Origin of the sequence: Paenibacillus sp. J23TS9, from assembly GCF_018403225.1 — a bacterium.
In the GTDB taxonomy this organism is placed as follows: Bacteria; Bacillota; Bacilli; order Paenibacillales; family Paenibacillaceae; genus Paenibacillus_AQ.
In genome coordinates, this window is sequence record NZ_BOSG01000001.1 from 2,957,602 (window position 1) to 2,980,436 (window position 22,835).

26 protein-coding genes and 1 tRNA gene are annotated in these 22,835 nt (G+C 48.3%); 6 read left to right on the forward strand and 21 right to left on the reverse strand.

Going from position 1 to position 22,835, the window contains the following annotated elements; genetic code table 11:
- Positions 1-32: 32 nt before the first annotated feature.
- The 12 genes from KJS65_RS13870 to KJS65_RS13925 all read right to left on the reverse strand — a co-directional run bounded on the left by KJS65_RS13870 (position 33) and on the right by KJS65_RS13925 (position 7,557).
- Complete coding sequence (locus tag KJS65_RS13870; RefSeq protein WP_136604361.1) at positions 33-317, reverse strand: hypothetical protein; 285 nt, start codon at positions 315-317, stop codon at positions 33-35.
- A 104-nt stretch (positions 318-421) separates the two neighbouring features.
- Positions 422-646, reverse strand: a complete 225-nt coding sequence (locus KJS65_RS13875) for a YuzB family protein (RefSeq protein WP_136604360.1) — start codon at positions 644-646, stop codon at positions 422-424.
- 36 nt (positions 647-682) lie between these two features.
- Positions 683-985 (reverse strand): iron-sulfur cluster assembly accessory protein, encoded by a 303-nt coding sequence (locus tag KJS65_RS13880; protein WP_213650311.1) that lies wholly within the window; start codon positions 983-985, stop codon positions 683-685.
- A gap of 118 nt (positions 986-1,103) precedes the next feature.
- Positions 1,104-1,385 carry a hypothetical protein gene (locus tag KJS65_RS13885; RefSeq protein ID WP_136604358.1) on the reverse strand — a complete coding sequence of 94 codons (282 nt, stop codon included), beginning with the start codon at positions 1,383-1,385 and terminating at the stop codon, positions 1,104-1,106.
- A 131-nt stretch (positions 1,386-1,516) separates the two neighbouring features.
- Positions 1,517-2,716: a M14 family metallopeptidase gene (locus KJS65_RS13890; protein ID WP_213650312.1), complete on the reverse strand. Its 1,200-nt coding sequence runs from the start codon at positions 2,714-2,716 to the stop codon at positions 1,517-1,519.
- Positions 2,717-2,845: 129 nt separating this feature from the next.
- The gene (racE, locus tag KJS65_RS13895; RefSeq protein ID WP_280531316.1) at positions 2,846-3,661 is read right to left on the reverse strand and encodes a glutamate racemase; all 816 of its coding nucleotides are present in this window, start codon (positions 3,659-3,661) and stop codon (positions 2,846-2,848) included.
- Positions 3,662-3,855: 194 nt separating this feature from the next.
- A complete protein-coding gene (locus tag KJS65_RS13900) occupies positions 3,856-4,230 on the reverse strand; it encodes a YtxH domain-containing protein (protein WP_213650314.1) in 375 nt (124 codons plus the stop codon).
- Between the two features lie 19 nt (positions 4,231-4,249).
- Positions 4,250-4,699, reverse strand: coding sequence for a DUF948 domain-containing protein (locus KJS65_RS13905; protein WP_136604354.1), 450 nt, complete (start codon positions 4,697-4,699; stop codon positions 4,250-4,252).
- 193 nt (positions 4,700-4,892) lie between these two features.
- Positions 4,893-5,318, reverse strand: a complete 426-nt coding sequence (locus tag KJS65_RS13910; protein ID WP_213650315.1) for a DUF86 domain-containing protein — start codon at positions 5,316-5,318, stop codon at positions 4,893-4,895.
- 154 nt (positions 5,319-5,472) lie between these two features.
- On the reverse strand, positions 5,473-5,760 hold the full coding sequence (locus KJS65_RS13915) for a Dabb family protein (protein WP_213650316.1): 288 nt from the start codon (positions 5,758-5,760) through the stop codon (positions 5,473-5,475).
- Positions 5,761-5,844: 84 nt separating this feature from the next.
- Entirely contained in the window at positions 5,845-6,264 is a 420-nt protein-coding gene (locus KJS65_RS13920) for a phage holin family protein (protein ID WP_213650317.1), read from the reverse strand.
- Positions 6,265-6,417: 153 nt separating this feature from the next.
- Positions 6,418-7,557: a polysaccharide deacetylase family protein gene (locus tag KJS65_RS13925; RefSeq protein ID WP_213650318.1), complete on the reverse strand. Its 1,140-nt coding sequence runs from the start codon at positions 7,555-7,557 to the stop codon at positions 6,418-6,420.
- Positions 7,558-8,001: 444 nt separating this feature from the next.
- Here KJS65_RS13925 and KJS65_RS13930 point away from each other — a divergent pair, with 444 nt between their 5' ends.
- The 5 genes from KJS65_RS13930 to KJS65_RS13950 all read left to right on the forward strand — a co-directional run bounded on the left by KJS65_RS13930 (position 8,002) and on the right by KJS65_RS13950 (position 11,275).
- Complete coding sequence (locus tag KJS65_RS13930; RefSeq protein ID WP_136604349.1) at positions 8,002-8,589, forward strand: helix-turn-helix domain-containing protein; 588 nt, start codon at positions 8,002-8,004, stop codon at positions 8,587-8,589.
- A 147-nt stretch (positions 8,590-8,736) separates the two neighbouring features.
- A complete protein-coding gene (locus KJS65_RS13935) occupies positions 8,737-8,916 on the forward strand; it encodes a hypothetical protein (protein ID WP_213650319.1) in 180 nt (59 codons plus the stop codon).
- A 139-nt stretch (positions 8,917-9,055) separates the two neighbouring features.
- Positions 9,056-9,499, forward strand: a complete 444-nt coding sequence (locus KJS65_RS13940; RefSeq protein ID WP_213650320.1) for a MerR family transcriptional regulator — start codon at positions 9,056-9,058, stop codon at positions 9,497-9,499.
- 122 nt (positions 9,500-9,621) lie between these two features.
- On the forward strand, positions 9,622-10,839 hold the full coding sequence (locus tag KJS65_RS13945; RefSeq protein ID WP_213650321.1) for an MFS transporter: 1,218 nt from the start codon (positions 9,622-9,624) through the stop codon (positions 10,837-10,839).
- Positions 10,840-10,852: 13 nt separating this feature from the next.
- Positions 10,853-11,275, forward strand: a complete 423-nt coding sequence (locus tag KJS65_RS13950; RefSeq protein ID WP_213650322.1) for a universal stress protein — start codon at positions 10,853-10,855, stop codon at positions 11,273-11,275.
- Between the two features lie 118 nt (positions 11,276-11,393).
- On the opposite strand, the gene pstB is transcribed toward KJS65_RS13950, so the two are convergent.
- The 4 genes from pstB to KJS65_RS13970 all read right to left on the reverse strand — a co-directional run bounded on the left by pstB (position 11,394) and on the right by KJS65_RS13970 (position 14,999).
- Positions 11,394-12,152 carry a phosphate ABC transporter ATP-binding protein PstB gene (gene pstB, locus KJS65_RS13955; RefSeq protein WP_213650323.1) on the reverse strand — a complete coding sequence of 253 codons (759 nt, stop codon included), beginning with the start codon at positions 12,150-12,152 and terminating at the stop codon, positions 11,394-11,396.
- Positions 12,153-12,164: 12 nt separating this feature from the next.
- Positions 12,165-13,061, reverse strand: coding sequence for a phosphate ABC transporter permease PstA (gene pstA / locus KJS65_RS13960; RefSeq protein ID WP_213650324.1), 897 nt, complete (start codon positions 13,059-13,061; stop codon positions 12,165-12,167).
- Positions 13,058-13,993 (reverse strand): phosphate ABC transporter permease subunit PstC, encoded by a 936-nt coding sequence (gene pstC, locus KJS65_RS13965; protein ID WP_136604342.1) that lies wholly within the window; start codon positions 13,991-13,993, stop codon positions 13,058-13,060. The genes pstA and pstC overlap by 4 nt, the downstream gene beginning before the upstream one ends.
- Positions 13,994-14,075: 82 nt before the next feature.
- Entirely contained in the window at positions 14,076-14,999 is a 924-nt protein-coding gene (locus tag KJS65_RS13970) for a phosphate ABC transporter substrate-binding protein (RefSeq protein WP_213650325.1), read from the reverse strand.
- A 197-nt stretch (positions 15,000-15,196) separates the two neighbouring features.
- Here KJS65_RS13970 and KJS65_RS13975 point away from each other — a divergent pair, with 197 nt between their 5' ends.
- The gene (locus KJS65_RS13975; RefSeq protein WP_213650326.1) at positions 15,197-16,135 is read left to right on the forward strand and encodes a LysR family transcriptional regulator; all 939 of its coding nucleotides are present in this window, start codon (positions 15,197-15,199) and stop codon (positions 16,133-16,135) included.
- Positions 16,136-16,278: 143 nt separating this feature from the next.
- On the opposite strand, the gene KJS65_RS13980 is transcribed toward KJS65_RS13975, so the two are convergent.
- The 5 genes from KJS65_RS13980 to KJS65_RS14000 form a co-directional block, all read right to left on the reverse strand.
- Positions 16,279-16,362, reverse strand: a tRNA-Leu gene (locus KJS65_RS13980).
- Between the two features lie 215 nt (positions 16,363-16,577).
- Positions 16,578-18,920 carry a glycoside hydrolase family 65 protein gene (locus KJS65_RS13985; RefSeq protein ID WP_213650327.1) on the reverse strand — a complete coding sequence of 781 codons (2,343 nt, stop codon included), beginning with the start codon at positions 18,918-18,920 and terminating at the stop codon, positions 16,578-16,580.
- A 48-nt stretch (positions 18,921-18,968) separates the two neighbouring features.
- Entirely contained in the window at positions 18,969-20,060 is a 1,092-nt protein-coding gene (locus KJS65_RS13990) for a carbohydrate ABC transporter permease (protein WP_213650328.1), read from the reverse strand.
- Positions 20,060-21,142, reverse strand: coding sequence for a carbohydrate ABC transporter permease (locus tag KJS65_RS13995; protein ID WP_213650329.1), 1,083 nt, complete (start codon positions 21,140-21,142; stop codon positions 20,060-20,062). Before KJS65_RS13995 ends, KJS65_RS13990 begins: the two co-directional genes overlap by 1 nt.
- A gap of 95 nt (positions 21,143-21,237) precedes the next feature.
- Positions 21,238-22,650, reverse strand: coding sequence for an ABC transporter substrate-binding protein (locus tag KJS65_RS14000; protein WP_213650330.1), 1,413 nt, complete (start codon positions 22,648-22,650; stop codon positions 21,238-21,240).
- Positions 22,651-22,835 lie beyond the last annotated feature (185 nt).

Sequence of the window (22,835 nt, forward strand, 5' to 3'; positions counted from 1 at the left end):
AGAGGGGCTCTTTGCAGGATTAGACAGGTCACTTATTTCGTTAGTTCTCCATCCGAGTCAGAGGTTAGGGAAGCCAAACGGCCCTTCTCCTCTGCCAGCATTTCTTCTGCCAATTCGACGGCTTGTACATTCAAGCTTTCACCAGCTTGTTGTACTGCTTGTTCCGTACGGGCGAGCCGGCTCTTGGCCTGCTGCAACATTTGCTCATTGGGATGAGACAAAGCCTGTGAAACCGCGTAATGCAGCTTTTCCACCGAATTTTGTGCTTGGGAAATCGGATTTTGCGATTGCAGACTGGAATCATATCTGGATACCATGGGCTGCTCTCTCCTTTACTCGAAAGTTCCTATCCACCTTGTAGGATGGAGCTTCCTGTAAGGATCTATGCACGGGTATTCCGTAAGCATTTTCCAAATGTCACCTAGGACTTGATAAAAGGCTCCATCTTCGTGAGCACTTCCGATTCCGTCGGCGCACTGACATAACGCCCGTTCACATAAATAAACGCTCTTTTGCCGCAGGGACCGCAGTATGATTTGCATCCGATCTTGATTTCGGTATCCGGGGCCATTTTCTGCAGCTTCGGAACAATGCTTTTCAGCTTTATATGGTTACACTTGTCACATATACGGATATCATTGGCCATAAGTCGCACCCTTTTCTTCAAATGTCCGAAAAACGGTTAGTGGTCCCCGTGATTCCCTTGGGAAGGGTTCGTGATGACGAAGCCCTCATTAGGAAAATACAAATAATCGACTTTCACTCCGTCCAGCAGCGGTTCGCCCCGGTCCAGAAGAACATCGATACCCTTGTCCGTGCTTACAATCTCATCATTTTCACCGGGCTTGTCCATGTCCAGACCATAATGGGCATGATCTCCATGTGCATGAGTGACCAGCACACGCAGCTTCAAATCGCGGTTTTCTTCTTTATCCAATTCTTTTTGGAGCACCTTGGCAGCATTACGTGTAATTTTGCATTTCATATGCAACTACATCTCCTGTTTTAAGTGATTAGGATTTCTGTAAATCCTTCGTTTCAGTTCACTTTATATAAAAGCTCCTTTTATTGTAAAGAAACCCGCAGCGCTTCGCAAGACAGCTTTATTTGTTTCTCCCCTTTGGGGATGCAGGCAGGCTCGGTGCAGACAAAGAAGGATATTTCTTTTCCATACGGGAAACGAACCATCCCATAACGATCAGCGTGACTCCTATATCATCAATCGGAACAAAGGGCATGACATCCGGTAAAACCCAGTACAGCAGCACTGGAACCAGAAAAAGAAGCTTGTCCCCAATGGAAACTTGTGAGGATTTGAGATAAAGCCACAATTGGCCTGTCATCTGTGACCAGCGCCGGATCGAAAGCAATCTTCTCCATTTCATGCACATCCACTTCCTTCCTGTCATTCAAATATGAAATTTTCGTGAAAAGAGGAAACGATCGTGAAATGAATTCGACGGCCGTTCCTCTATTGTATTATACGTATATTTACAGAAAATGTTTCAAAGTGTTTTCATAACGATAACAGTTCAGCCACCACAAGTCCTGTCTCAAGGCTTACATTCTCAAAATCATCCAGAGGCAGCGGATTCTTGCCTAGACCAATCTCGACCGTAAAGCCCGGGCGCCGAAATTCCTGAATGAACCAATCCTTGTACCCCGCATCACTGCCCTCCAGCTTAACGGGACGGTATCCGCTTGCCTGGCCCAGCCTACGCGACCATTCCCGGCTTTCCTTCGGCTCGTAATTGCGGTAGTTCCAATATATCTCCTGCCCCTGGCTATGGAGAGAAATCGCTGCATCCGGTGATGTCTTCACGGTAAATGCTGCGAGCGCAGCCGCTTCAGGTTCACTGAGCGGCGAAGTTCCCGCATAATCTCTTGGCCCCGGGCTTTTTTTTCCTCGGCGCTGCACCTCTTCATCCCAATGTGCCGGGAACTGGTCCCCCAAGTCCACCCCGTTGATATTGGCCTTCCAGTGGCGGTAATCACTGCGTCCTCCATTCCATTCCGTCAGCTGGTCATAGTATGGGTTATTCGGCTGGACACCTTCCTGCACAAGCTCAACGCCATCCGGGTTTACCATCGGTACGATCCATAGTGTACACTGGGCAAACCAAAGTCTTGGATCATAACCGTTCCAGCGTTTGCCTTCCTTAAGAGCGCAGGCGTATTCTTCGACAAAACGCATAATACAAGGGGTGGTTATCCATTCATTGGCATGAATGGAAGCGTTCACATGAATGTTTCTGCCGCCCTCACCTATCCTCAGATATGGAATCGGCTTGCCCAGTACACTTTCTCCAATCATACCCGCCGTAATCTGCGGATGAGACTGCGTCAACAAGCTGATGTCATGACTTAAATGTTGGTATCCATATTCACCCTCGGGGTACACGATCCGGTCCCTCTCGGCATGGGGCAGCACCAGCACTCGCCCTTCAGGGAAATAACTTGCGGATAGACCCGGGTTCATTTCAAGCAATGAAGTTTCACTGACATGAAAAGCTGCTGCTACCCTATCCAGATTGTCACCAGCCTGTATAACATATCTTCTTCTCGGGGAGGACGGTAAAAAAATAATCTGTCCCGGCACCAGATACGGCTGCTCTCCTGCCCAAGGATTGGCATTGATAATATGGGCCCGGGACAATCCCCTGCTTGCGGCGATCCGCTCCAGGGTATCCCCTTTACATACGGTATATTGCTGCATGGCGTCTTCCTTTCCCGCGGCTCAAACATCGACCGCTGCTAAACGTTGCTCTTTTGAAGATTCTATGATGCCGATGCCTTGGCCCATGCGAAAAAAAAGAACCCCGATCCATCCGGAGTCCCACTTACATTATGTTTCAACAAATCTGGAAACCTGCCATACCACCGGAGTACGTTGAATTTGCTCTCCAAGCCAAGTCTTGGCTATTCTTTGGAACATATCCGCGTCTCCGCTGCAAAAAAATTGATGGACCGGGCTTTCATTACCGCTGGCCAGCTGTCCCTTGTCGTACAGGATTGTACTCACTTCCCGCGCAGTTTCATCTGCCGAGCTGATCAGCTTCACCTTTTCACCGATAACCGCTTGAATCGTGTCTTTTAAAAACGGATAGTGGGTGCAACCCAAGATCAGGCAGTCAATGGAGGAGTTTCTCATGCCGCGGAGAGAATCTTCAACCACAGCCGTCGTTTCCTCCGATCGAAACTGCCCCTGCTCCACCAGAGGAACCAATGCCGGACAAGCCTCACTCACCACATGCACATAAGGCGAGAGCTGCTGAAGAGCTGCCGTGTATGCCCCGCTGCCGATCGTGCCAATAGTACCGATGACACCGATATTTCCGGTCTTCGTCGCGCTGATTGCCGCCCTCGCTCCCGGATGAATCACACCTATAACCGGAATGGACACCTTCTCTGAAATATAATCCAGTGCTGCCGCCGTTGCTGTATTGCAGGCGATCACAATGGCTTTTGGATTGAATTGGGCCAGAAAATCCACGATCTGTTCCGTAAATCTTCTCACTTCTTCGGACGTACGGGGTCCGTAAGGTGTGCGGGCAGTGTCTCCAAAATAGATGATTTTCTCCCGTGGGAGCTGTCTCATTACTTCTTTGACAACGGTTAAGCCCCCTACACCCGAGTCTAATATTGCGATTGCTTGCTGCACGAACACACCGCTTCCTTCTTGTCGATTTATGCTCTCTCTTTTGCTAATATATGAAAAATCAAGATCAAACGTACCTCACATGTTAAACCAATTCCACACGGCTATCAATGACCGAAGCCTGAATTTATACGCGCAAAAGCAGGCCCTGTCTTCCTCCTAAGAGGAATAAGAGCCCGCCGGATTAAAGTTGCGTTTTACAAATCTCCTGCATCCTGCTTGGAGTCCTTTTCAAAGAACAAATCCTGTTCCCCGTCGTCCCCGAACGAAGAAATTTGAGCCATCTCGAAGGCTTCATCGCTATCCTCTTGGTCTGCTTCCGACTTGCGCCAGCCGCGGATATCCTGAATCACGCTGCCGGCCGTATCTTTGACCTTTTCAATCAAAATGACACTCTGTTCTCCGACCTTACCTGCCAGCTCTGTCGTTTTACTGCCAACCGTCTTCGCGCCTTCAGCGATATCCTGACGAAGCTCCTTGCCGGATTTCGGCGCCAGCAGCAGAGCTGTTACCGAACCTACCACACTACCGATCAAAGCGCCCCACAACAAGCTTTTGTTCTTTTCCTTCATCGCTCATCTCTCCTTCGGCTCAGGCATGATCGTCCGCAGAGGGCCCAGACTGACGCTTGAAGGAATGCCATACCGATATTCCGGCATCCAGCCACCGGAAAGCCTCCGCAAAGCGGAGCTCATTCTCCCGGTGGGCTCTTTCCAAGCGTTCCATGGCGGAGTCGGTTACGACCTGTGTAATGGAATCGGCCCGCTGCAGCGTATTCGACAGACTTGCTCCTGCCAGTCTTAGCGATTCGCAGAACGGCTCCACTTCCTCCACTCTGTCCTGAAGCAGCGACAATGTCGCCGAAGCCTGCACGAGCAGCTCTTTGGATTCGGAAGCCAGCTGCGATATCTCAAGTCCAGCTTTCCCAAGTACGTCTTCTGTCCGCAGCAGCACTCTTCTCAATGTATGTAGAAGAATCATTGCTACAGCGGCAAACATGATAAATCCGCAAGCGATTAATACAGCGCCCCATTCCGCCATGGTGTGTCACTCCCTTCACCCTTACGGGCTAATGCCTATTTGTAGGATATTATAAGCAGGGGGAGCTTGTCCTGACACAAAGGACAGCATTTTATTTTTTTATGAATATGAGCACGCCAAAAAAAAACAACAAGCCCAATCCGACATTCAGGATGGGCTTACAGATTGAACAAACCTGAGATTCAATTAAAAATTACAATAGGAGCTCTTGCTGGATATATTCCCGAACCTGGACTGCAAACTTGTTCAGTATATCGGGAAGAACCGGTGTCAGCCGATGAAGTTCACTTCGGTTCCACGAATAATACTCCTGTGCCAAAGGCTTGCGAAGACTCACCAGCTCAAGAAGCACGCTGTAAATCTCCCCGTCAAACACCTTTTCTTCATGATTGATCTCCATGATATCCTCATAACTGCTGGCGTCACGCATAATAAAGCCGTCGATCAAATAGCTCCCTACATCTGTTACGACCTCAATCGCCAAATGAAGTGCCCGCTCCTGCACCATACCGAGCGCGACGCCTCCATCCCAAGACTCGGCTGCTTCCGTTAAGCCTTGGACGATTTGCGGAATCGCATCCAGCCGGTGTTGAATCTGTTCCTGATTTACATAATACAAGGCCTGTTCCTCCAAGCTGCAGATATTATTTGCCTCTTTTACCGCGGCGTTTCAACCAGAAAAACATCACAAAAATAGCCACGATAAACACGACAAGCAAAGTCAATGTTTCCATTGGGTATTCCAAATCGCTCATAATCAGTCTTCCTATCTGCTAGATTTCGTAATCAACGCTAACGGATAACTCTTTCACTTCGTTCAAATGAAGAACGACTTCCTGATGAACAGGATGCACCTGATAAGCCTGCAAATCTTCCAGAGAAGATACCTCGGTTACAAGAGCAATATCAAATGAACGCTCCGAATGAATCACATCCACGCCAACCTCGATGGCAATCAGCTGTGGAATCCGACCTTCCATAGCGCGCAGTACCGCTGCAGTCTTGTCAATGCTTTCCGGACTTCTGTCTTTTAATTTAATGAAGACAATATGTTTAATCATGGCATACATTCTCCTTGTCCAACTCGTAAGGTTACAAAAAAAATATACCATATCCATCCGCACAGGAAAAGAGAAGTATATTATCTAGCTCTCCGGCTTGTCGTCCGATTTATCTTTATTTTGCAAGACAGCGATCATCCGGCGCAATTTCGCGGGCATGGGCAGGCCCAGCCGTCCGTAGTTTTCCGTGATTGAAATCAGCTCGTTGGACATGTAAAAGTATATGGCACCCGATTTAATCACATCTGTACCGCCGCTAAACAGCAGATCCATTTGGTGAGCCAGCACAATAACCACAAGCATGAGCGCCTTACGTGTCAGACCCCAAAATCCAATTTCACTTTTCAGTCCGGTTCCTTCCTTGATCGAGGCGAGTACACCTGTTGCATAATCGATAACGATAGTGAAGAGAAAAACCCACAACAGTTGATCCCATTTTCCAAACGCTATTGTGATAAAACCTCCGGTGAGGGCACTTATACCGCTTGCTACAGGTGAATTCATTATCTGCTCCCCCTTCATACCTTTCTGATTTCATAGTATGAAAGGATAAACAAGACGGCGAAGCCGGACGTCACCCGTTTGAAGCCCATTTCATAGAGTTGAAGCAGCTATGTAAAAAAGGCCCCGGAATCCGGGGCCTTGGAATCACCTCTTTTAACGCTCGTCTTCCCAAAAATTCTTCGGTGTCATTTCATTCGTAATCGGCTTGAACGTATAGCCTTCCGCCTGAATTGCTTTGATCAGCTTGGGAAGAATGGTAACCGTTGCTTTTTGATCATGGAAAAGGACAATCGGTGTGATTCCTTTTTTCTCCATATTTTTAATATCTCTCATTACATTATTATAAATCGTTTGCGGGCTGTTCTGATATCTCCAGTCATTAGAGTCAATGTTCCAGTCCCACAGATGGTATCCGTAAGCCGCGGTCTGATCACGGTAAGCTTTTGTAAAATAAGGCTTGCTGCCGTATGGCACGCGTATCAGCTTCGTATATACCTTGGCTGCATCATGCAGCTTGTTGTTATCCATATTCATCTCATTCAGCGCCGAATATGGCGATGCGTAGAACTTGTTCTTCTGATGTGTCATGCCATGTAGACCTGCACCATGCCCGTCTTGAACGATACGTGCTACCGAGGCAGGATGGCTTGCGATCTGGTTGCCGAGCATGAAGAACGTTGCCTTCACCTTATACTGATCCAGCACATTCAGAAGCTGCGGTGTATATGGAGACGGGCCGTCGTCAAAAGTAATATATATCGTTTTGGAGCCGGCATTCGGCTTGGATGACGTCGGCGTTTGAGCCTTGTGCTCCTTGATGTAGCTGCTGTATTTATCAGCAAACTGCGCATCTGACAACGACGCTCCGCCGTTCAAGGCGCGATATACATTTTGCTTGGGAAGATAGGATAACTGGAATCCGAATTTCTCGCTAATCACACGGAACGAGATGAACGTTCTGCCGTTTTTCACAAATGTATTCTTGCCATCAGCCGCCAGTGTTACAGACTGTCCTCCGCTATGCGTCAGTGTGACATTTCCTTTCGCATACTGCACGGTTACATTCATGGCTGCCGCTGTTTGAACGATAGGAACATATAAAGTGCCTTTATGTATGACCGGTGACATCGGATAAGTGACAAGGTTGTCATTTACGGCAGCAAATACGGAATATTTAGCCGAATCCGCCGAGCTTCCTTCTGCAGTTGCGTTGTTTTCCCCTGTGGAAAGCACGCAGCCGAAGATAAGTACAAACGATAAAATCCATTTGGAGCATTGCAATAACTTTCTCAATCTCATCTACCAACCTTTTTCTGCGTATTTTGCATAGATTTGCCGGAAGAGAAAACCTTCTCCTCTTTTCCCTATCAAATCTATTCAATAGAATCTAGTAATCTAGTATAAAATGAAATAAAGCTTGTTCTATGATCATCATAATCCGTTTTGTTTTCTACGAGATGGTCTACTCTATGCTTTATATCAATTTATAATAGTTCCATTGCATTGTACCTTGAATCCGGGAGCCGTTTCAATTTCAATTCAGTAACCATTTTTGTAACCTATTCGGTAATTTAAGGATATAAAGGAGAATGATAGGGGGTGGCCTATGCCAAACAGCCTGGTTTCTGCGTTGTAACCTGCATTTTGCTAGGAGTAAAGGTGGATAAATGGGCGATAGTTACTATTGAAATAAGAGCTATAAAAATGTAGAATTTTAAGAAAAACTTCGGAGGAAATATGCCTAGACAACAAGAACAGCATTCAATTCAGGCGTGGTCTCTGATCAACCGCAAATATTTGGGTAAAGGTATACGTGTCAAGCGCTTTCGCAAGCCTTCCCGCTGCCAGATCCGCAACCGGGTATTATTAGCAGTATTGATGGCAAATGATATCAAGCTTTCTCAACTGGCCGAGGAGCTCGGCGTTTCATCACGGAGTGTCAGCGCTTGGGTCTATGAGGGACGGGTTCCCGGCAAAAAGAATCTCGATAAGGTTTGCCAGTTCCTCGGCTATCCGCATCATATTCTCTTTAACCGCACCGTTACAGCAAACAGTCCGATCATTTGCCAGCCGTCATCATCCCGGTTTATGCGCAGAACATTGACACGTTCGCCTGTAGATAACAAGATCCTGACCGGTCTTTGCATGGTGCATGATCTGTCAGTAAGCGATGTGAGTGAATGGATGCATATCCATCCCGGAACTTTCCGAAAGTGGCTGCACCAGGGAACCCTGCCTTCACCAAGCTTTCAGGACCGGGCAGAGCTCTTTTTCCGTATCCCAAAATTCATCCTGTTCGCGGATTGCATTCTTCATGATTCATGATTTATCTGCATCCTGCTCCATAAGCCATAACATGGCAAACAGCTCTATGATCCGGTACTGATCCGGCTTATAGAGCTGTTTTATTTTGGGCATAGTAAGCATCAGCCTGTATCAATAACCAATCACAATGGAGGCAGATGTGCCGGTATGAGAATGGGAAAAGACATTGGACTTGCGCTTGGAATGCTGGCAGGAACAACGATGGCAAGCGGGATCGCATTTCTGTTGGGCTTAGAGCCCTTTTCACTGATTTGTACAGTGAGTATTGGCGGAGCAGCCGGGGCAACAGCGGGAATAACTGCTGCTGTACTTATGAAAAGTGAATAATTTATCTCAAAGTTAACGTTGACGTTAACGTTAAACAGGAATAGAATAGTGTATGTCATAAGAATGACGTCCGGTGGACGTTCTTTCGCAGAAATATATCATTTTATCTTTCAAAAAATATAAGCAAGGGAGGAAAGACATGGATGAATACAAAATCGACGACGTAGCCCGGGAATGCGGCTTGACTAAGAGAACGATACGGTATTATGAAGAGCTCGGCGTCTTTCCTGCCCCTGATCGGAGCGAAGGCGGTATCCGGATTTATACCCGGGAGCATATCGATTACCTGAAGAAAATCGTCACCGCCAAAGAAATCCTCGGCTTCAGCTTGCAGGAGCTTGTACAGTATCTGTCCGTTTCTGATGCGTACAAGTTGAATCACCAAGCTTATCACGACGTGAAAAGCCGTGAAGAGCAGAAAAACAAGCTTACGCACATGGAGCAGATGCTGGATGAGCAAATTGAGATGATCTATACCAAGATCGAAAGAATGAAAACCATGCAAAGCGAGCTTGAAAATACCCGAGTCCGACTGAAAGGTTTCATTCAAAAGTTTGACGAAGAAGCTGCCTCAACCGATTAAAATACGGACTCACAATCATAACGATGTCTTTCACCGCCACGAATGAACTAGGACGGGCGTATTTTTGATGGGCAGTCTTGAAAAAATGAAAATAACTTACACAAGTGGAGGTAATTAATTTTATGAAATCCCCAGCTTCGCAACCCCTAGAACTTGAACAAAGGAATTCAGGGCTGTTGTCGCAGCCCAAGGCCGTATGGGCTATTGCCTTTGCCTGCGTTATTTCCTTTATGGGTCTCGGCCTCGTTGACCCGATCCTTCCGGCTATTGCTGAACAGCTGAACGCCACTAAAAGCCAGGTATCGCTGTTGTTCACCAGCTATAACCTGGTTACTGGTATCGCGATGCTCATTACCGGCGTCATTTCCAGCCGGATTGGCATTAAGAAAACACTGCTTGCCGGTATTCTTCTGATTATTGTCTTCGCTGCGCTTGGGGGCATGTCCGGCTCTATTGGCCAAATTGTCGGCTTCCGCGGCGGCTGGGGCTTGGGTAATGCGCTCTTTATCGCAACTGCCTTGTCCGCTATTGTAGGCTTGTCCACTTCCGGTACAGCCAAGGCCATTATTTTGTATGAAGCCGCACTGGGCCTTGGCATTTCCGTTGGACCTTTACTTGGCGGTGAGCTTGGTTCCATCAGCTGGCGCGGACCTTTCTTCGGTGTCGCCGTATTGATGGCGATCGGATTTATCTTTGTCATCTTCATGCTTCCTTCTGTTCCTAAGCCTAAAAAAGCCAGTACGCTTGCTGATCCGTTCAAGGCTTTATCGTATCCGGCACTGCTGACCCTTGGTATTACTGCATTTCTTTATAACTTCGGCTTCTTTACATTGATGGCTTATTCACCGTATGTAATGAATCTGGATGAACATGGACTGGGTTATGTCTTCTTCGGCTGGGGCATTCTGCTTGCCTTCACGTCCGTATTCGTTGCACCAAGACTTCAGAAGCGTTTCAGTGTCGTTAAATCGATTTGTACCGTACTCACCTTGTTTACCATTGTACTGATCATCATGGGTATCGGAACCTACAACCACTCACCAAAAACCGTCATTATTAGCGTAATCGTGGCCGGTATCTTCCTGGGTATCAATAACACTCTGATCACCACAGCAGTGATGCAGGCGGCTCCCGTTGAACGCTCTGTGGCTTCGGCAGCATACAGCTTCGTCCGTTTCCTTGGCGGCGCGGTCTCTCCCTGGCTCGCAGGTAAGCTGTCAGAATGGTATCATGCAGAAACACCGTTTTATTTTGGCGCATTGATGGTATTTCTAGGTGTAGTTACATTGCTTGTCCGCCGCCGTCATCTTACTCATATAGACAAAGCGGAAGGCCACTAAGGAGGTAAACAAAATGTATAACCGAATTCTTGTTCCAGTCGATGGGTCCACGCACGCCCAGCGTGCTCTAGATGCAGCCGTAGCCCTGATTCAAAGCTTAAAAAATGAACCGGAGCTAGCGGTACTGCATGTAAATCCCTCTATTTCGATTAACGAGCCCCCAGTTGGCATAGATCTGGAGGAACGCATTCGGGAAGAGGGTGAGAAAATCCTGGCTCCAGCTACGGAAGCTCTCTCCAAGCTTGGCGTCTCCTATCAGACCTTCAGCAAGACGGGAGATCCCTCCTCTGCTATCTGCAAAACTGCAGAGGAACAGCATGTGGATCTCATTATAATGGGAAGCCGCGGCATCGGACTCATGTCCGAGCTATTGATCGGCAGTGTCAGTCACGGTGTCGTGCAGCATGCCCATTGTCCGGTTATGATTGTCAGATAATTGATTATAAAACGTAACTAAAAAGGGTATCCCTAAAGGTTGAATGAACCTTTGAGGATACCCTTTTTCTTTTGTGCAGCAAGACCTGATCATCCGGCAGCTGTTTACCCATATGGATTCAGCCAAACCGTCCAGAAATGTACTCCTGGGTCATCACGTTCTCGGGATTGGTGAAGATGATCTCCGTTTCATTATGCTCCATCAGAGTGCCAAGGTAGAAATAAGCGGTGTAATCCGAGATGCGTGCCGCCTGCTGCATATTATGCGTTACGATAACAATGCTCAGTTCCTTCTTCAGCTCGACAATCAGTTCCTCGACCTTGGAGCTCGATACCGGATCAAGCGCCGATGCAGGCTCATCCAGAAGCAGAATGCGCGGCTTTACCGATAGGGCACGCGCGATGCATAGGCGCTGCTGCTGGCCGCCGGAAAGAGACAACGCGGACTGCTTCAGACGGTCCTTGACCTCATCCCACAGAGCCGCTTTGCGCAGGCTGGACTCGACGATTTCATCAAGCTGTTTTTTATCCCTGATCCCATGATACTTAGGTCCAAAGGCGATATTTTCGTAAATGGATTTATAGAACGGATTCGGCTTCTGCCATACCATTCCGATTTTTTGCCGGAGCTGGATGACATCAGTGGACGGGTCATTGATATCTTCCCCTTCTATCCAGATACGCCCCTTAATTTTGGCTTGCGAGATCTCATCATTCATCCGGTTGAGCGAGCGCAGAAATGTTGATTTGCCGCATCCGGATGGACCGATCAGGGCCGTTACGCTCTGCTCCGGAAAGTTGAGGCTGATATTTTTAACCGCTTCATATTGTCCGTAAAACACACTGAGATGCTCTGTACGAAACGATGTTGTTTGCATATTGATATCCCCCTATCCCATACGTTTGGAAGCTGTCATGGCTCTGTACAGCACGCCGCCGATCCATCTGGCGAACAGGTTGAACAGCAGCACCAGAATCACGAGTACAGCCGAAGCTCCAGCTGCGATTTGCGCGGCATCCGGGGCGAGACCTTCACTGTTGATTTTCCAGATATGCACCGCGAGCGTTTCCGCTGGACGGAATGGATTGATTGGTGAAGTCGGGCTGAGCGGATTCCAGTTTGTAAAATCAAGACGCGGTGTGGACATTCCTGCTGTAAAGAGCAGTGCAGCAGCTTCGCCGAACACTCTGCCTGCCGCCAGAACTGTGCCTGTCACAATACTTGGCAGCGCAACAGGGAACAGGACTGAGGAAATAATCTTCCACTTGGTAAGTCCGAGCGCAAGCCCCGCTTCCTTTTGCTCCTTCGGAACGCTGCGGAATGCCTGCTCCGTAATACGTACCATCAAAGGAAGATTAAATATCGTCAGGACCAATGCACCGGAAAAGAGCGAGAAGCCAAAGCCGAATGTATTCACGATTAGCAGCAGGCCGAAAAGGCCAACGACGATCGACGGAAATGAAGACAGCACTTCAACGACGAGACGGATGGTGCCGGTAATTTTGCCGGGTTTCGCATACTCAGCCATATAAATGCCGGCGCCAAGTCCCAGTGGAATCGTAATGATTAATGTCAGAACCAGCAAAAACAAGGAGTTGAACAATTGCGGCCCGATGCCGCCTCCCGCGCGAATCGTTTGAGGCACTGATGTCAGGAACGACCAGTTAATATGGCTCAAACCCCGCACCAGAATAAATCCGATGAGTCCCACAAGCACGGCTACGATGAGTAAAGAAAGCACCACGATGAGGAAGGTTGCAATTTTGTCGGTCAGTTTCGCTTTCAAATCCGATGTCTCCTTTCCAAGAGCCTAACGATGAGTACAAAGATAAAGGTCATAAACATCAGTGCGAGCGCCATACTCCACAGCGCATTGCTGTGCACGGAGCCCGAAACCGTGTTACCCATATCCAATGTGATGACACTGGTCAGCGTCGAAGCAGATTCGAACAGAGACCGAGGAATATGCGGCGCATTCCCGATAACCATCTGTACGGCCAGCGCTTCACCAAACGCCCGCGCCATCCCTAGAACAACACCGGTAAGAATAGAAGGCAGAACAGTTGGCAAAATAACTCTGGAGATCGTTTGCCAGCGTGTAGCACCGAGTGCAAACGAAGATTCCTTCAGGCCACGCGGCAGCGATGACAAAGCATCCGAAGCCACGCTCGTAATCGTTGGCAGGATCATGACAGAGAGCACAAGCGCTCCCGCTGCAATCCCGATCCCTTGTCCCGGGAACACATTGCGCATGAAGGGCACAACGACTGTCAATCCGATAAAGCCGTATACAACCGACGGGATACCTGCAAGCAGCTCAATGACAGGCTGCAGAAGCTTTTTCCCCCAGCCGGGAACAATCTCGGTCATAAAAAGTGAAGCACAGATGCTGAGCGGACTTGCGATCAGAGCAGCCAGCAGCGATGTGGCAAAGGAACCAAAGATAAATGGCAGTACGCCGTATTGCGGCTCTCCCTGATTGCCCTCCGGGTCCCATGTGGTACCAAATAGAAAATCGCCAAGACTAACGCCATCACGAAAGAATGTCGCCAGTCCCTTGGACGCGACAAAATATATAATAGATATGATGATGACAATGAGCAAAGCCACACAAATAAACGTATAGCTCCGGCCCGCAAGATCTTCAGCATGATGTTTTTTCCAGCGGGCAGAACGTGCTGGTTGAACCTGAACAGGCCCTTCATCTATAACTTTCATCGTTGTCCTTCTTTCTAAAGTGAAAATAGAGGCAGAATACTACTCCGCCTCTTTCAAGCTTATTTAGAAGTTCACTTAAGGCTTATTTCGAAACGTTGCCGTCTACGTCACGTTTAACTTCCATTTTGGAAACCGGGATATATCCAAGCTCAACCACGTCACCATTTTGAACGGCATCCGAAGCGATGTAGTCAAGGAATGCTTTTACGGCTGGCTTAGGCTCGCCTTTTGTATACATGTGCTCGTAAGCCCATACCGGATATTTGCCGGATGTTACATTTTCGACAGTAGCTTCCACACCATCGTATTTTACGACTTTAACTTTATCATCAAGGTAGGACAGTGCCAGGTATCCGATTGCGCCAGGACTTTCAGACACGATTTTCTTAACCGTACCGGAAGACTCTTCTTGAATAGAACCCTTCAGATCTTCTGTCGATGCACCCAGGGCGTATTTCTCAAAAGTTTTACGGGTGCCGGAGCTCGATGGACGGTTTACGATCACGATCGCTTCGTCTTTACCGCCAACTTCTTTCCAGTTCGTCACTTTACCTGTGAAAATATCTACCAGCTGTTGTTTCGTCAGGTTATCCACGCCTGCATCCGGATTGGTCACCGCAGCCATAGCCACGACAGCTACTTGATGATCAACCAGATCTTTCGCTTCATCCTTCAGCTTCTCTTCTGCAAATACGTCGGAGTTACCGATGTCAGCTTGGCCGCCGGATACTTGAGTCAAGCCAGTACCGCTGCCGCCGCCTTGCACTTGCACTTGAATTTTGGAATACTGGGATTCAGCCATGAACTTTTGTGCCGCTTGTTCAACCAGTGGTTGAAGCGCCGTCGAGCCTACTGCCAATACAGAGCCGCTAAGCTCAGAAGATTTATCGTTATTCGCCGTTCCCGAAGCGCTGCTGTCCTCTTGGGTATTCTTGCTACCACAGGCTGCCAGCATAACCACCAGTGCCAACGTACAAATCATAAGTAATGGTTTTTTGAGTTTCATAATCTTTTGTTTCCCCCTGTTCTGTGTTTGTCATGGCAACTCTATTACGTTACCGACAAATTCATTGTAGTTCTCTATCATTTTGTAAAATGACGTGTTTTGTTAACTTAAAAATAAAAATCTATACAAAATGTTTATATAAACATAGATTAATTCTATAATTAAGGTATAGGACGTGATTTAAGGAGGGAATATCATTGAATTTGTTAAAACTACAGATTCTTGTATTCATAGAGAAGCTTAAAAAGGTCACGGATGTGGCAAGAGAACTGAATATGAAGCAGCCCACCGTAACCTTTCATATGAAAAGCCTGGAGGAAGATCTCGGAGTCGCGCTGTTTGAGGCAAAAAGAGGCAGAATTTTGTTAACGGAGGCCGGCAAAGCGTTGTATCCTTACGCGGTTAAGATGACTGCCATGGCTGCTGAGGCCAGAAAAGCCGTACAGGATTACACGGATCTGAACAAGGGGCATCTGCATATCGGGGCAGACAGCATGATGGGTACTTATATCCTTCCCCCTTTGATCAGCGGCTTCTGCAGCCAGTATCCGGGCATTCAGATCGAGCTCAGCATCAAGCCTACCCGTAGGATCCGGGAGCTGCTGCTGGGCCAGGAAGTCGATTTGGCTTTCTATTATTCAGGGCAATCCCCAACGGAAGCGGTAAAGGCATTAACCGAAGAAACAATTATAAAAGAAGATATAGCCGTAATTTTTTCCGGAACCCATGCCTTTGGCGGTCTCAAATCGCTGACGCAGCAGCTGATAGCCCAGCAGTTTTTCGTTCAGCATGGCGAAGGATCGTTTATGATGGAGTATGCACGCTCCTATGCAGCTGCCTGCAACATTCATCTATGGGAGCGGGCGGTCTCCGATTCTCCGGAGATTATTAAAAGCATTGTGCAATCCGGTGATTTTATCAGTATCTTCCCGGCATCTGGCATACAGCAAGAACTCGCAACCGCTGTTCTTAAGTCGCTGCCGCTGCCCGGACAACCCGAACCGGCCGTGCATGGTGTACTCGCGTATGCAGAAGACCAGCCGCGCTCTCCGCTCCGGGAACAGTTCAAACAATATGTGCGTCAATTTGTAAATACCGATTCAATAAATAAAGGGCATTCTCCTCAGATCACTTAGATCCTGAAGAGATGCCCCGTTTGTTTTATTACTATGTTTATAAACAGCCGTGAACTTGCTCCGGCTCCTCTCATAAGAATTCTAAGTTTAATAACAAAAACTGCCGTATCCTATTGGATACGACAGTCTTGTAAATCATGTTATGCGGTCGAGAGGACTCGAACCTCCACGGGGGTTAGCCCACACGGACCTGAACCGTGCGCGTCTGCCAATTCCGCCACGACCGCATATTGGCGAATGTCTTTTGCGAAAGCACTCTTTCGCGGCGACAAGATAGATCTTACCATGGCAAGCTAGTTAGCGTCAAGCATTTTCACAAAAAAAGTTTTAAAGATGACAAATGACCTCTTCCGCTTGAAAAAAAACGGCACAGGCCCGTTTACGACTGCAGTTTTGCAGCACTAATGGCCATGCCGTTCTTATCTTTTCTCTAAAACGAATTCTATGATTCTACTACGATGGTTTCCTTCGATGATAGAGTTATGACTACTCCTCTGTGCCTGAACGAAACGGAGTCCTCTGAAAGCAAGGTGTAGCTTGTATTCTGCCGTCCCATGCTGACCTTGAGCAGCTGTCCTTGGTACATCACTTTGAAGCTGCAGCTATCCCACTGTTCCGGAAGCACAGGACTAAAGCTGAGCGAGCCATCCGTCAGACGCATGCCTGCAAAGCCATGGACGATCGACATCCATGAGCCTGCCATCGCAGCGGTATGCAAGCCGTCCTTGGCATTACGATTAATGTCATCCAGATCCATTCGAACGGTCCGGTCGAAGTAGGCATATGCGCCCTCCAGATCACCGATTTCCGCACATACAATGCTGTGTATACAAGGAGACAACGATGAATCATGGGTGGTCAGCGGTTCGTAATATTGATAGTTTCTGATCTTCTCCTCCAGAGTGAACAGCTCGCTGAGCAGGAACATCACCATTACCGTATCCGCCTGTTTAAGCACCTGATGCCGGTAAATGACGAGCGGGTGATAATGAAGCAGCAGCGGATACTTGTCATCCGGCGTATTTTCAAAATCCCACTTTTTCTTCATTAAAAAGGTGTCGTCCTGCGCATAAATCTCCATCCGTTCATCATAAGGCACAAACATACGGGAGGCAGCTTCTTGCCAGCCCTCTATTTCGGCCTCATCCAGGCCGATGGCCTGCTGGATCCTCTCATATTCTGCCGGATAATCCCGGCGCAGAAGATTTGCAGTTTCTGCTGCATATCTCAGCTGGCTTTGCACCATCAGGTTCGTGTAGGTATTGTTATTGACGATAGCCGTGTACTCATCCGGGCCTGTGACACCATCGATGCAGAAGGCACCATCTCTGGCATCATTAAAGTAACCAAGATCAAACCAGAATCTTGAAGTCTCAAACAGGATTTCAGCTCCCTTGCTGACCAGAAACTCCTCATCTCCCGTAGCCTGAACGTACTGTCTGATCGCGTATGCGATATCCGCATTGATATGCATCTGTGCCGTTCCCGCCGGGAAATAAGCCGAATTCTCCTCGCCATCAATCGTACGCCACGGATACAGTGCCCCTTTTTGGGACATCACGGCCGCGCGGCTGCGCGCTTTATCCAGCGTGGCATAACGAAATTCCATCAGCGAACGGGCAATCTGAGGCTGGGTGTAAGTGAAGAACGGCATCATATACATTTCCGTATCCCAGAAATAATGCCCTTCATATCCTTCGCCGGTCAAACCCTTGGCACCGATGTTCGTCTTACCGTCCCGCCCCACCGACTGCAGCAGCTGGAAGGCATTGAAGCGAATTCCCTGCTGTAGTGCGGGATCTCCCTCGATTTCCACATCGGCATGCTGCCAGAAAGCGTCCAAATACTTCTCCTGCTCGGCCAAAAGTCTCTCAAAGCCCAGACTGGAGGCCAAAAGATGTGTCTCGGCAGCCAGCTTCTCAAGATCCCCGCCTGCCTCATCCCTTGAGGTGTGATAAGAAATATACTTGGTTAAGGATACTTTTTCACCAGGAGACAGTTTGACTGTGAAGCTGGTTCCGATTTTTTCCTCGCCCATCATATTCTCGGTCTCAAAGGCTGCACCCGCTAACTGATGACTGATGGCGGTAAGCAGCTCAAAGCCTGTATGACGGGTTCTCTGCTTCAGCAGTGACAAATCACTGACATGCGCCAACTGCTCAAGGATTAGACTTGGCTCACCGCCTCCAGAACCAAGACGAGGATCATCCGTTACTTCCGCTTCCTCGATTTTTCCGTCCATGATAGAGTTCAGGCGGATATCCCCCGTATAGCTGATAGATTCGATTTCAACCTGTATCGCAGCCAGATGCTTATGCGGCAGTGAAACCAGGCGCTTGAAGCTTAGCAGCACATGCCCCCCTGAAGGGGACTCCCATTCCACTTGCCGCTGCAGAAAGCCACGTTTCATATCCAATTCCCGCTTATACAAGATCACGTTTCCCGAATGGAGATGAAAGGGATCATTCCCAACCAGCACCCCGACACACTGTGCGTTGGTCACGTTCAGCATGGATTGATTCCGGGAAGGATAGCCGTAGGCTCCTTCCGGATAAACAATCGGTTTGGAATCGTAGAATCCGTTGATGTAATTGCCTGTGACGGATTTGCCCTTTACTCCCTGATAACCTTCCTCAAAATTGCCGCGCATTCCGATATATCCATTCCCCAGAGCGAATACGCTCTCACTTCTTTGATTATTTTCATCATCATAGGCTTCCTCAGCCAGGCTCCATGCCTGGAAAGGATACAGTGCCTCTGGACGCTGGTATGCTTTCATTTTCATCTGTCTTGTCCTCCTATCTAAAAAGGGCACTTGAATATGGAGTGCATATTAACCTTTGACCGATCCACCCATCAATCCTCTGACGAAATACTTTTGCAGCAGGAAGAAAATGGCGAGCGGCATCAGCATGGAGATAAATGCAGCGGATGTGAGCAAATGCCAGTCGTTTCCGCGCGAACCCACGAGATCGGCAATTTTCATCGACATTACCTGTACACCAGGCTGGTTGCCGATAAAGATCAGGGATACCAGGTAATCATTCCATACCCACAGGAACTGGAAGATCCCGATGGAGGCTAGCGCTGGCACCGAAAGCGGTAAAATCAATTTACTGAAGATGGTAAAATGGCTTGCTCCGTCCATAAAGGCGGACTCGAACAGATCCTTCGGCAGCTGGCTGATAAAGTTATACATAAAATAGGTGACCAGCGGAAGTCCAAAAGCTGAGTGCGCAAGCCAGATGCCGAGATAACTTCCGTTCAGTCCAAGCGAAGTAAAATCTTTGAGCACCGGAATCAGTGCAACCTGAAGCGGAACGACCAGCATCGCAATAATAACGACGAATAATGTTTTTCTTCCCGGAAAACGAAGCCAAGCAAAAGCATAAGCGGCAAAGGATGCGATCAGAATAGGAATGACCGTGGCCGGTATAGCAATGGTCAGCGTGTTCCAGAAAGCTTGCGAGAGACCTGTGCCCTTTTCCTTCGTTTCGCTGCCGTCTGCCCCTTTCAACGTGTATTCCTTACCCGAGATAACATTCTTGTAGTTGTCCAGCGTCAGTGTGGAGCTGGCAACCCAGCCTTGCTCTTGGACGCTAATCTCCCGGTTTCTGCGATTTTCCCAGATCAGGCGGTCATCGCCCGCCTTCACGCCGGCTTTCAGCTGGTCATCAGTATACGTCTTGCCCTTCACCTCAATCGGCTGGCGTAAATCTACATCCTTGGACAGCTTGATCGTATCCGCTGCCTTCCATTCCTGATGTGGAAATACTTTCCACCAACCGGTCTGCAGTATATCCGCAGCAGGCCTGAAGGATGAAACCAGCAGTCCTACAGTTGGTATCAGCCATATGAAGCAAATGACGCCCAATACAAGATTAACGATCCACTTTTTCCCTTTTTTTCTTTTTCTTCCGGCCATTAGAATCCCCCCTGCTTGCGGATTTGACGAAGATTAAAATAGATCACAGGCAGGACCGCAATCAGCAGCACAATCGCCAGCGTAGAGCCGTACCCAAAGTTGCGGTACATGAAGAACTGCCGGTAGAATTGTGTCGCGACAACCTCGGTATCGTATTGGCCGCCCGTCATGACCATAACGACATCGAATATTTTCAGTGTGAACACAATAATCGTTGTGGTAACGGTCAGCAATGTCGTCGAAATGAACGGTATGATAATACGGAAAAAGATACGGATTTCTCCGGCGCCGTCAACTCGTGCAGCCTCCAGAATATCCTCCGGAACGCCCTTGATTGCTGCCGAAAAAATGACCATCGCAAAGCCTGTTTGCATCCAAATTAGTATTAATATGAGAAAAAAATTGTTCCACGGCTGCAGCATGGTCACCCAGGCCTGCGGTTCTCCTCCAAGTGCAATGACGATTGCATTCAGCAGGCCAATCTGCTCGGTTCCAGGCTGGTAGTAGTACACGAACTTCCAAATGACGCCCGCGGCCACGAACGAAATGGCCATCGGCATGAAAATGATGGATTTTGCGATCCGCTCATAACTGCTCCGGTCTGCAAGAATGGCAATCAGCAGCCCGAAAGCCACACAAGCCAGTGTACCGACGAAAACCCACAGCAGATTGTTACGCAGAGCGGTCGCGAGCAGCCGGTCGCTGAAGATTGCAAGATAGTTCCCAAGACCGACGAACTTATCAGAAGATGCATTGAAGAAACTTAAATATAATGTCCGCAGCGCTGGCAGTACCAACAACCAGCCAAGTAAAAGAACCGCTGGCCCAATAAAAATATACGGAAGAATCTTTCGGCTGATCTGCTGCGGAAACTGTTCCACTGCCCAGCTGAATGAAAGATACAGAAAATAAACGCCCACAACTCCCCATATGACCGCAGCCAGCGCTGTCACCAGCGGATTGAGCGTGGAATCCCGGAAGAACATGAAGATTAATCCATGAACGATAAGGTTAAACACCAGCACAACGAGAAAGATCAGCACCGCTGTGAAACCGGATTTGGTTTTAGCTTGTGTATCCATAGGTAATCCCTACCCTTCAATATCTGAAAAAAGAGGCAGTGCAGGTTCTCGGCACTGCCTCTTTCTCAGCCTATATAATCAATTCAAGAACTTTTTTAGTTATCCCAGCCTTTTTGGATCTGCTGCAGCGCATCGTCCAGCTTCACCGTTCCACTGACATAGTCAGTCATGCCTTTCCAGAAGGAACCTGCGCCGACTTTACCCGGCATCAGGTCGGAGCCGTCAAAGCGGAGCGTTGTAGCGTCCTGAACCAGCTTCGCCATCCGTTTGTCGGATTCGGAATTGTACCAGTCAAGCGATGCATCATTCATTGGTGCGATGACACCACCGGATTGCACCCACTTCTTAATGGATTCACCTGTGGTGAAGAATTCCATGACTGCACGAACCTCAGGACGGTCATTAAACATAGCATAAATGTCGCCGGCTACCAGAACAGGCTTACCATACTTCTCATCAATGGACGGCAGGTAGAACCAGTCATAGTCCTGATCCACCTTCGCTGTTTCAGGGAAGAAGCTTGTAATGAAGTTGCCCGTCAGGTTGAACCAGGCCTTCGGTGGATTATCGAACATAGGCCTAGGTGCATCACCGAAAGCAGTCGTTACGATCGACTTGGTTCCACCGTATACATAGTCTTTGTTCATCCAGATCTTGGACATGATTTCAACCGCGTTTTTTACTTCAGGCGATGTAAATGGAAGCTCGCCTTTTACCCATTTGTCATAGTTCTCAGGTGTTGTGGTACGCAGCATGATGTTTTCAACCCAGTCAGTTGCAGGCCAACCTGTTGCCGCGCCGCTCTCAATGCCGATGGCCCAGGCAGGATCGCCGTCCTTGGCGATTTGCTCGGTCAGCGCCATCATGTCATCCCAAGTTTCAGGCACTTTATAACCGGCCTCATCAAATTGCTTTTTCGGATACCACACCAGACTCTTCACGTTGCTGCGGTTCCAGATGCCGGCCATGATTTTGCCGTCCTTGCCGTCCATCGTACCCATGTCGAGCCAGCTCTGGTTGTAGTTTTTCTTCAGTTTATCCTGATCCAGAACCTTGGTCAGATCCACCACTTTCCCGGTCTTGGCGATGGAAGCCAGCAGACCCGGCTGCGGGAAGTCGGCAATATCCGGAGCGCTTCCGCCATCCACTCGCACGTTGATTGTCGCTTCGAACTCTTTGGAGCCCTCATATTGAATATCAATCCCGGTCTTATCTTCGAATTCCTTAATGCTGTCCTCGAATTTCTTCTGGTCGGCATCCACGAATGGTCCAAACATCGTTACTTTGGTCCCTTTATACTTGCCCTTCATAGCGAGTTCCAGCGGAGAGCCGGAATTGTCATCGGCTGGTGTGGTTGTCGCGGTTGTTTCTTTGGTGTCGCCTCCGGAAGCCGCAGGCTCTTTCGTAGGACCTGCATCACCCGATCCGCCGCAAGCGCTGAGCATCATGGTAAAGGACAGGCACAGCGAGAGCAGCAATGATGTTCTGACTTTGCGTGCTTTTGTCATACATATACATCCCCTTTTTTTATAATGATTAAAAAAGTTCATTTCGTCCCAACAAACACCAATCAACGGTTTCAGCGGGTGTGCGGATCACCTCCTTACAGAATCAAGCTTTTATTCAAAATACAGCGTTTTCAAAAACAGGCTAATATTCTATATTAGTTTGATTTCTTGTTGTTATATGAATT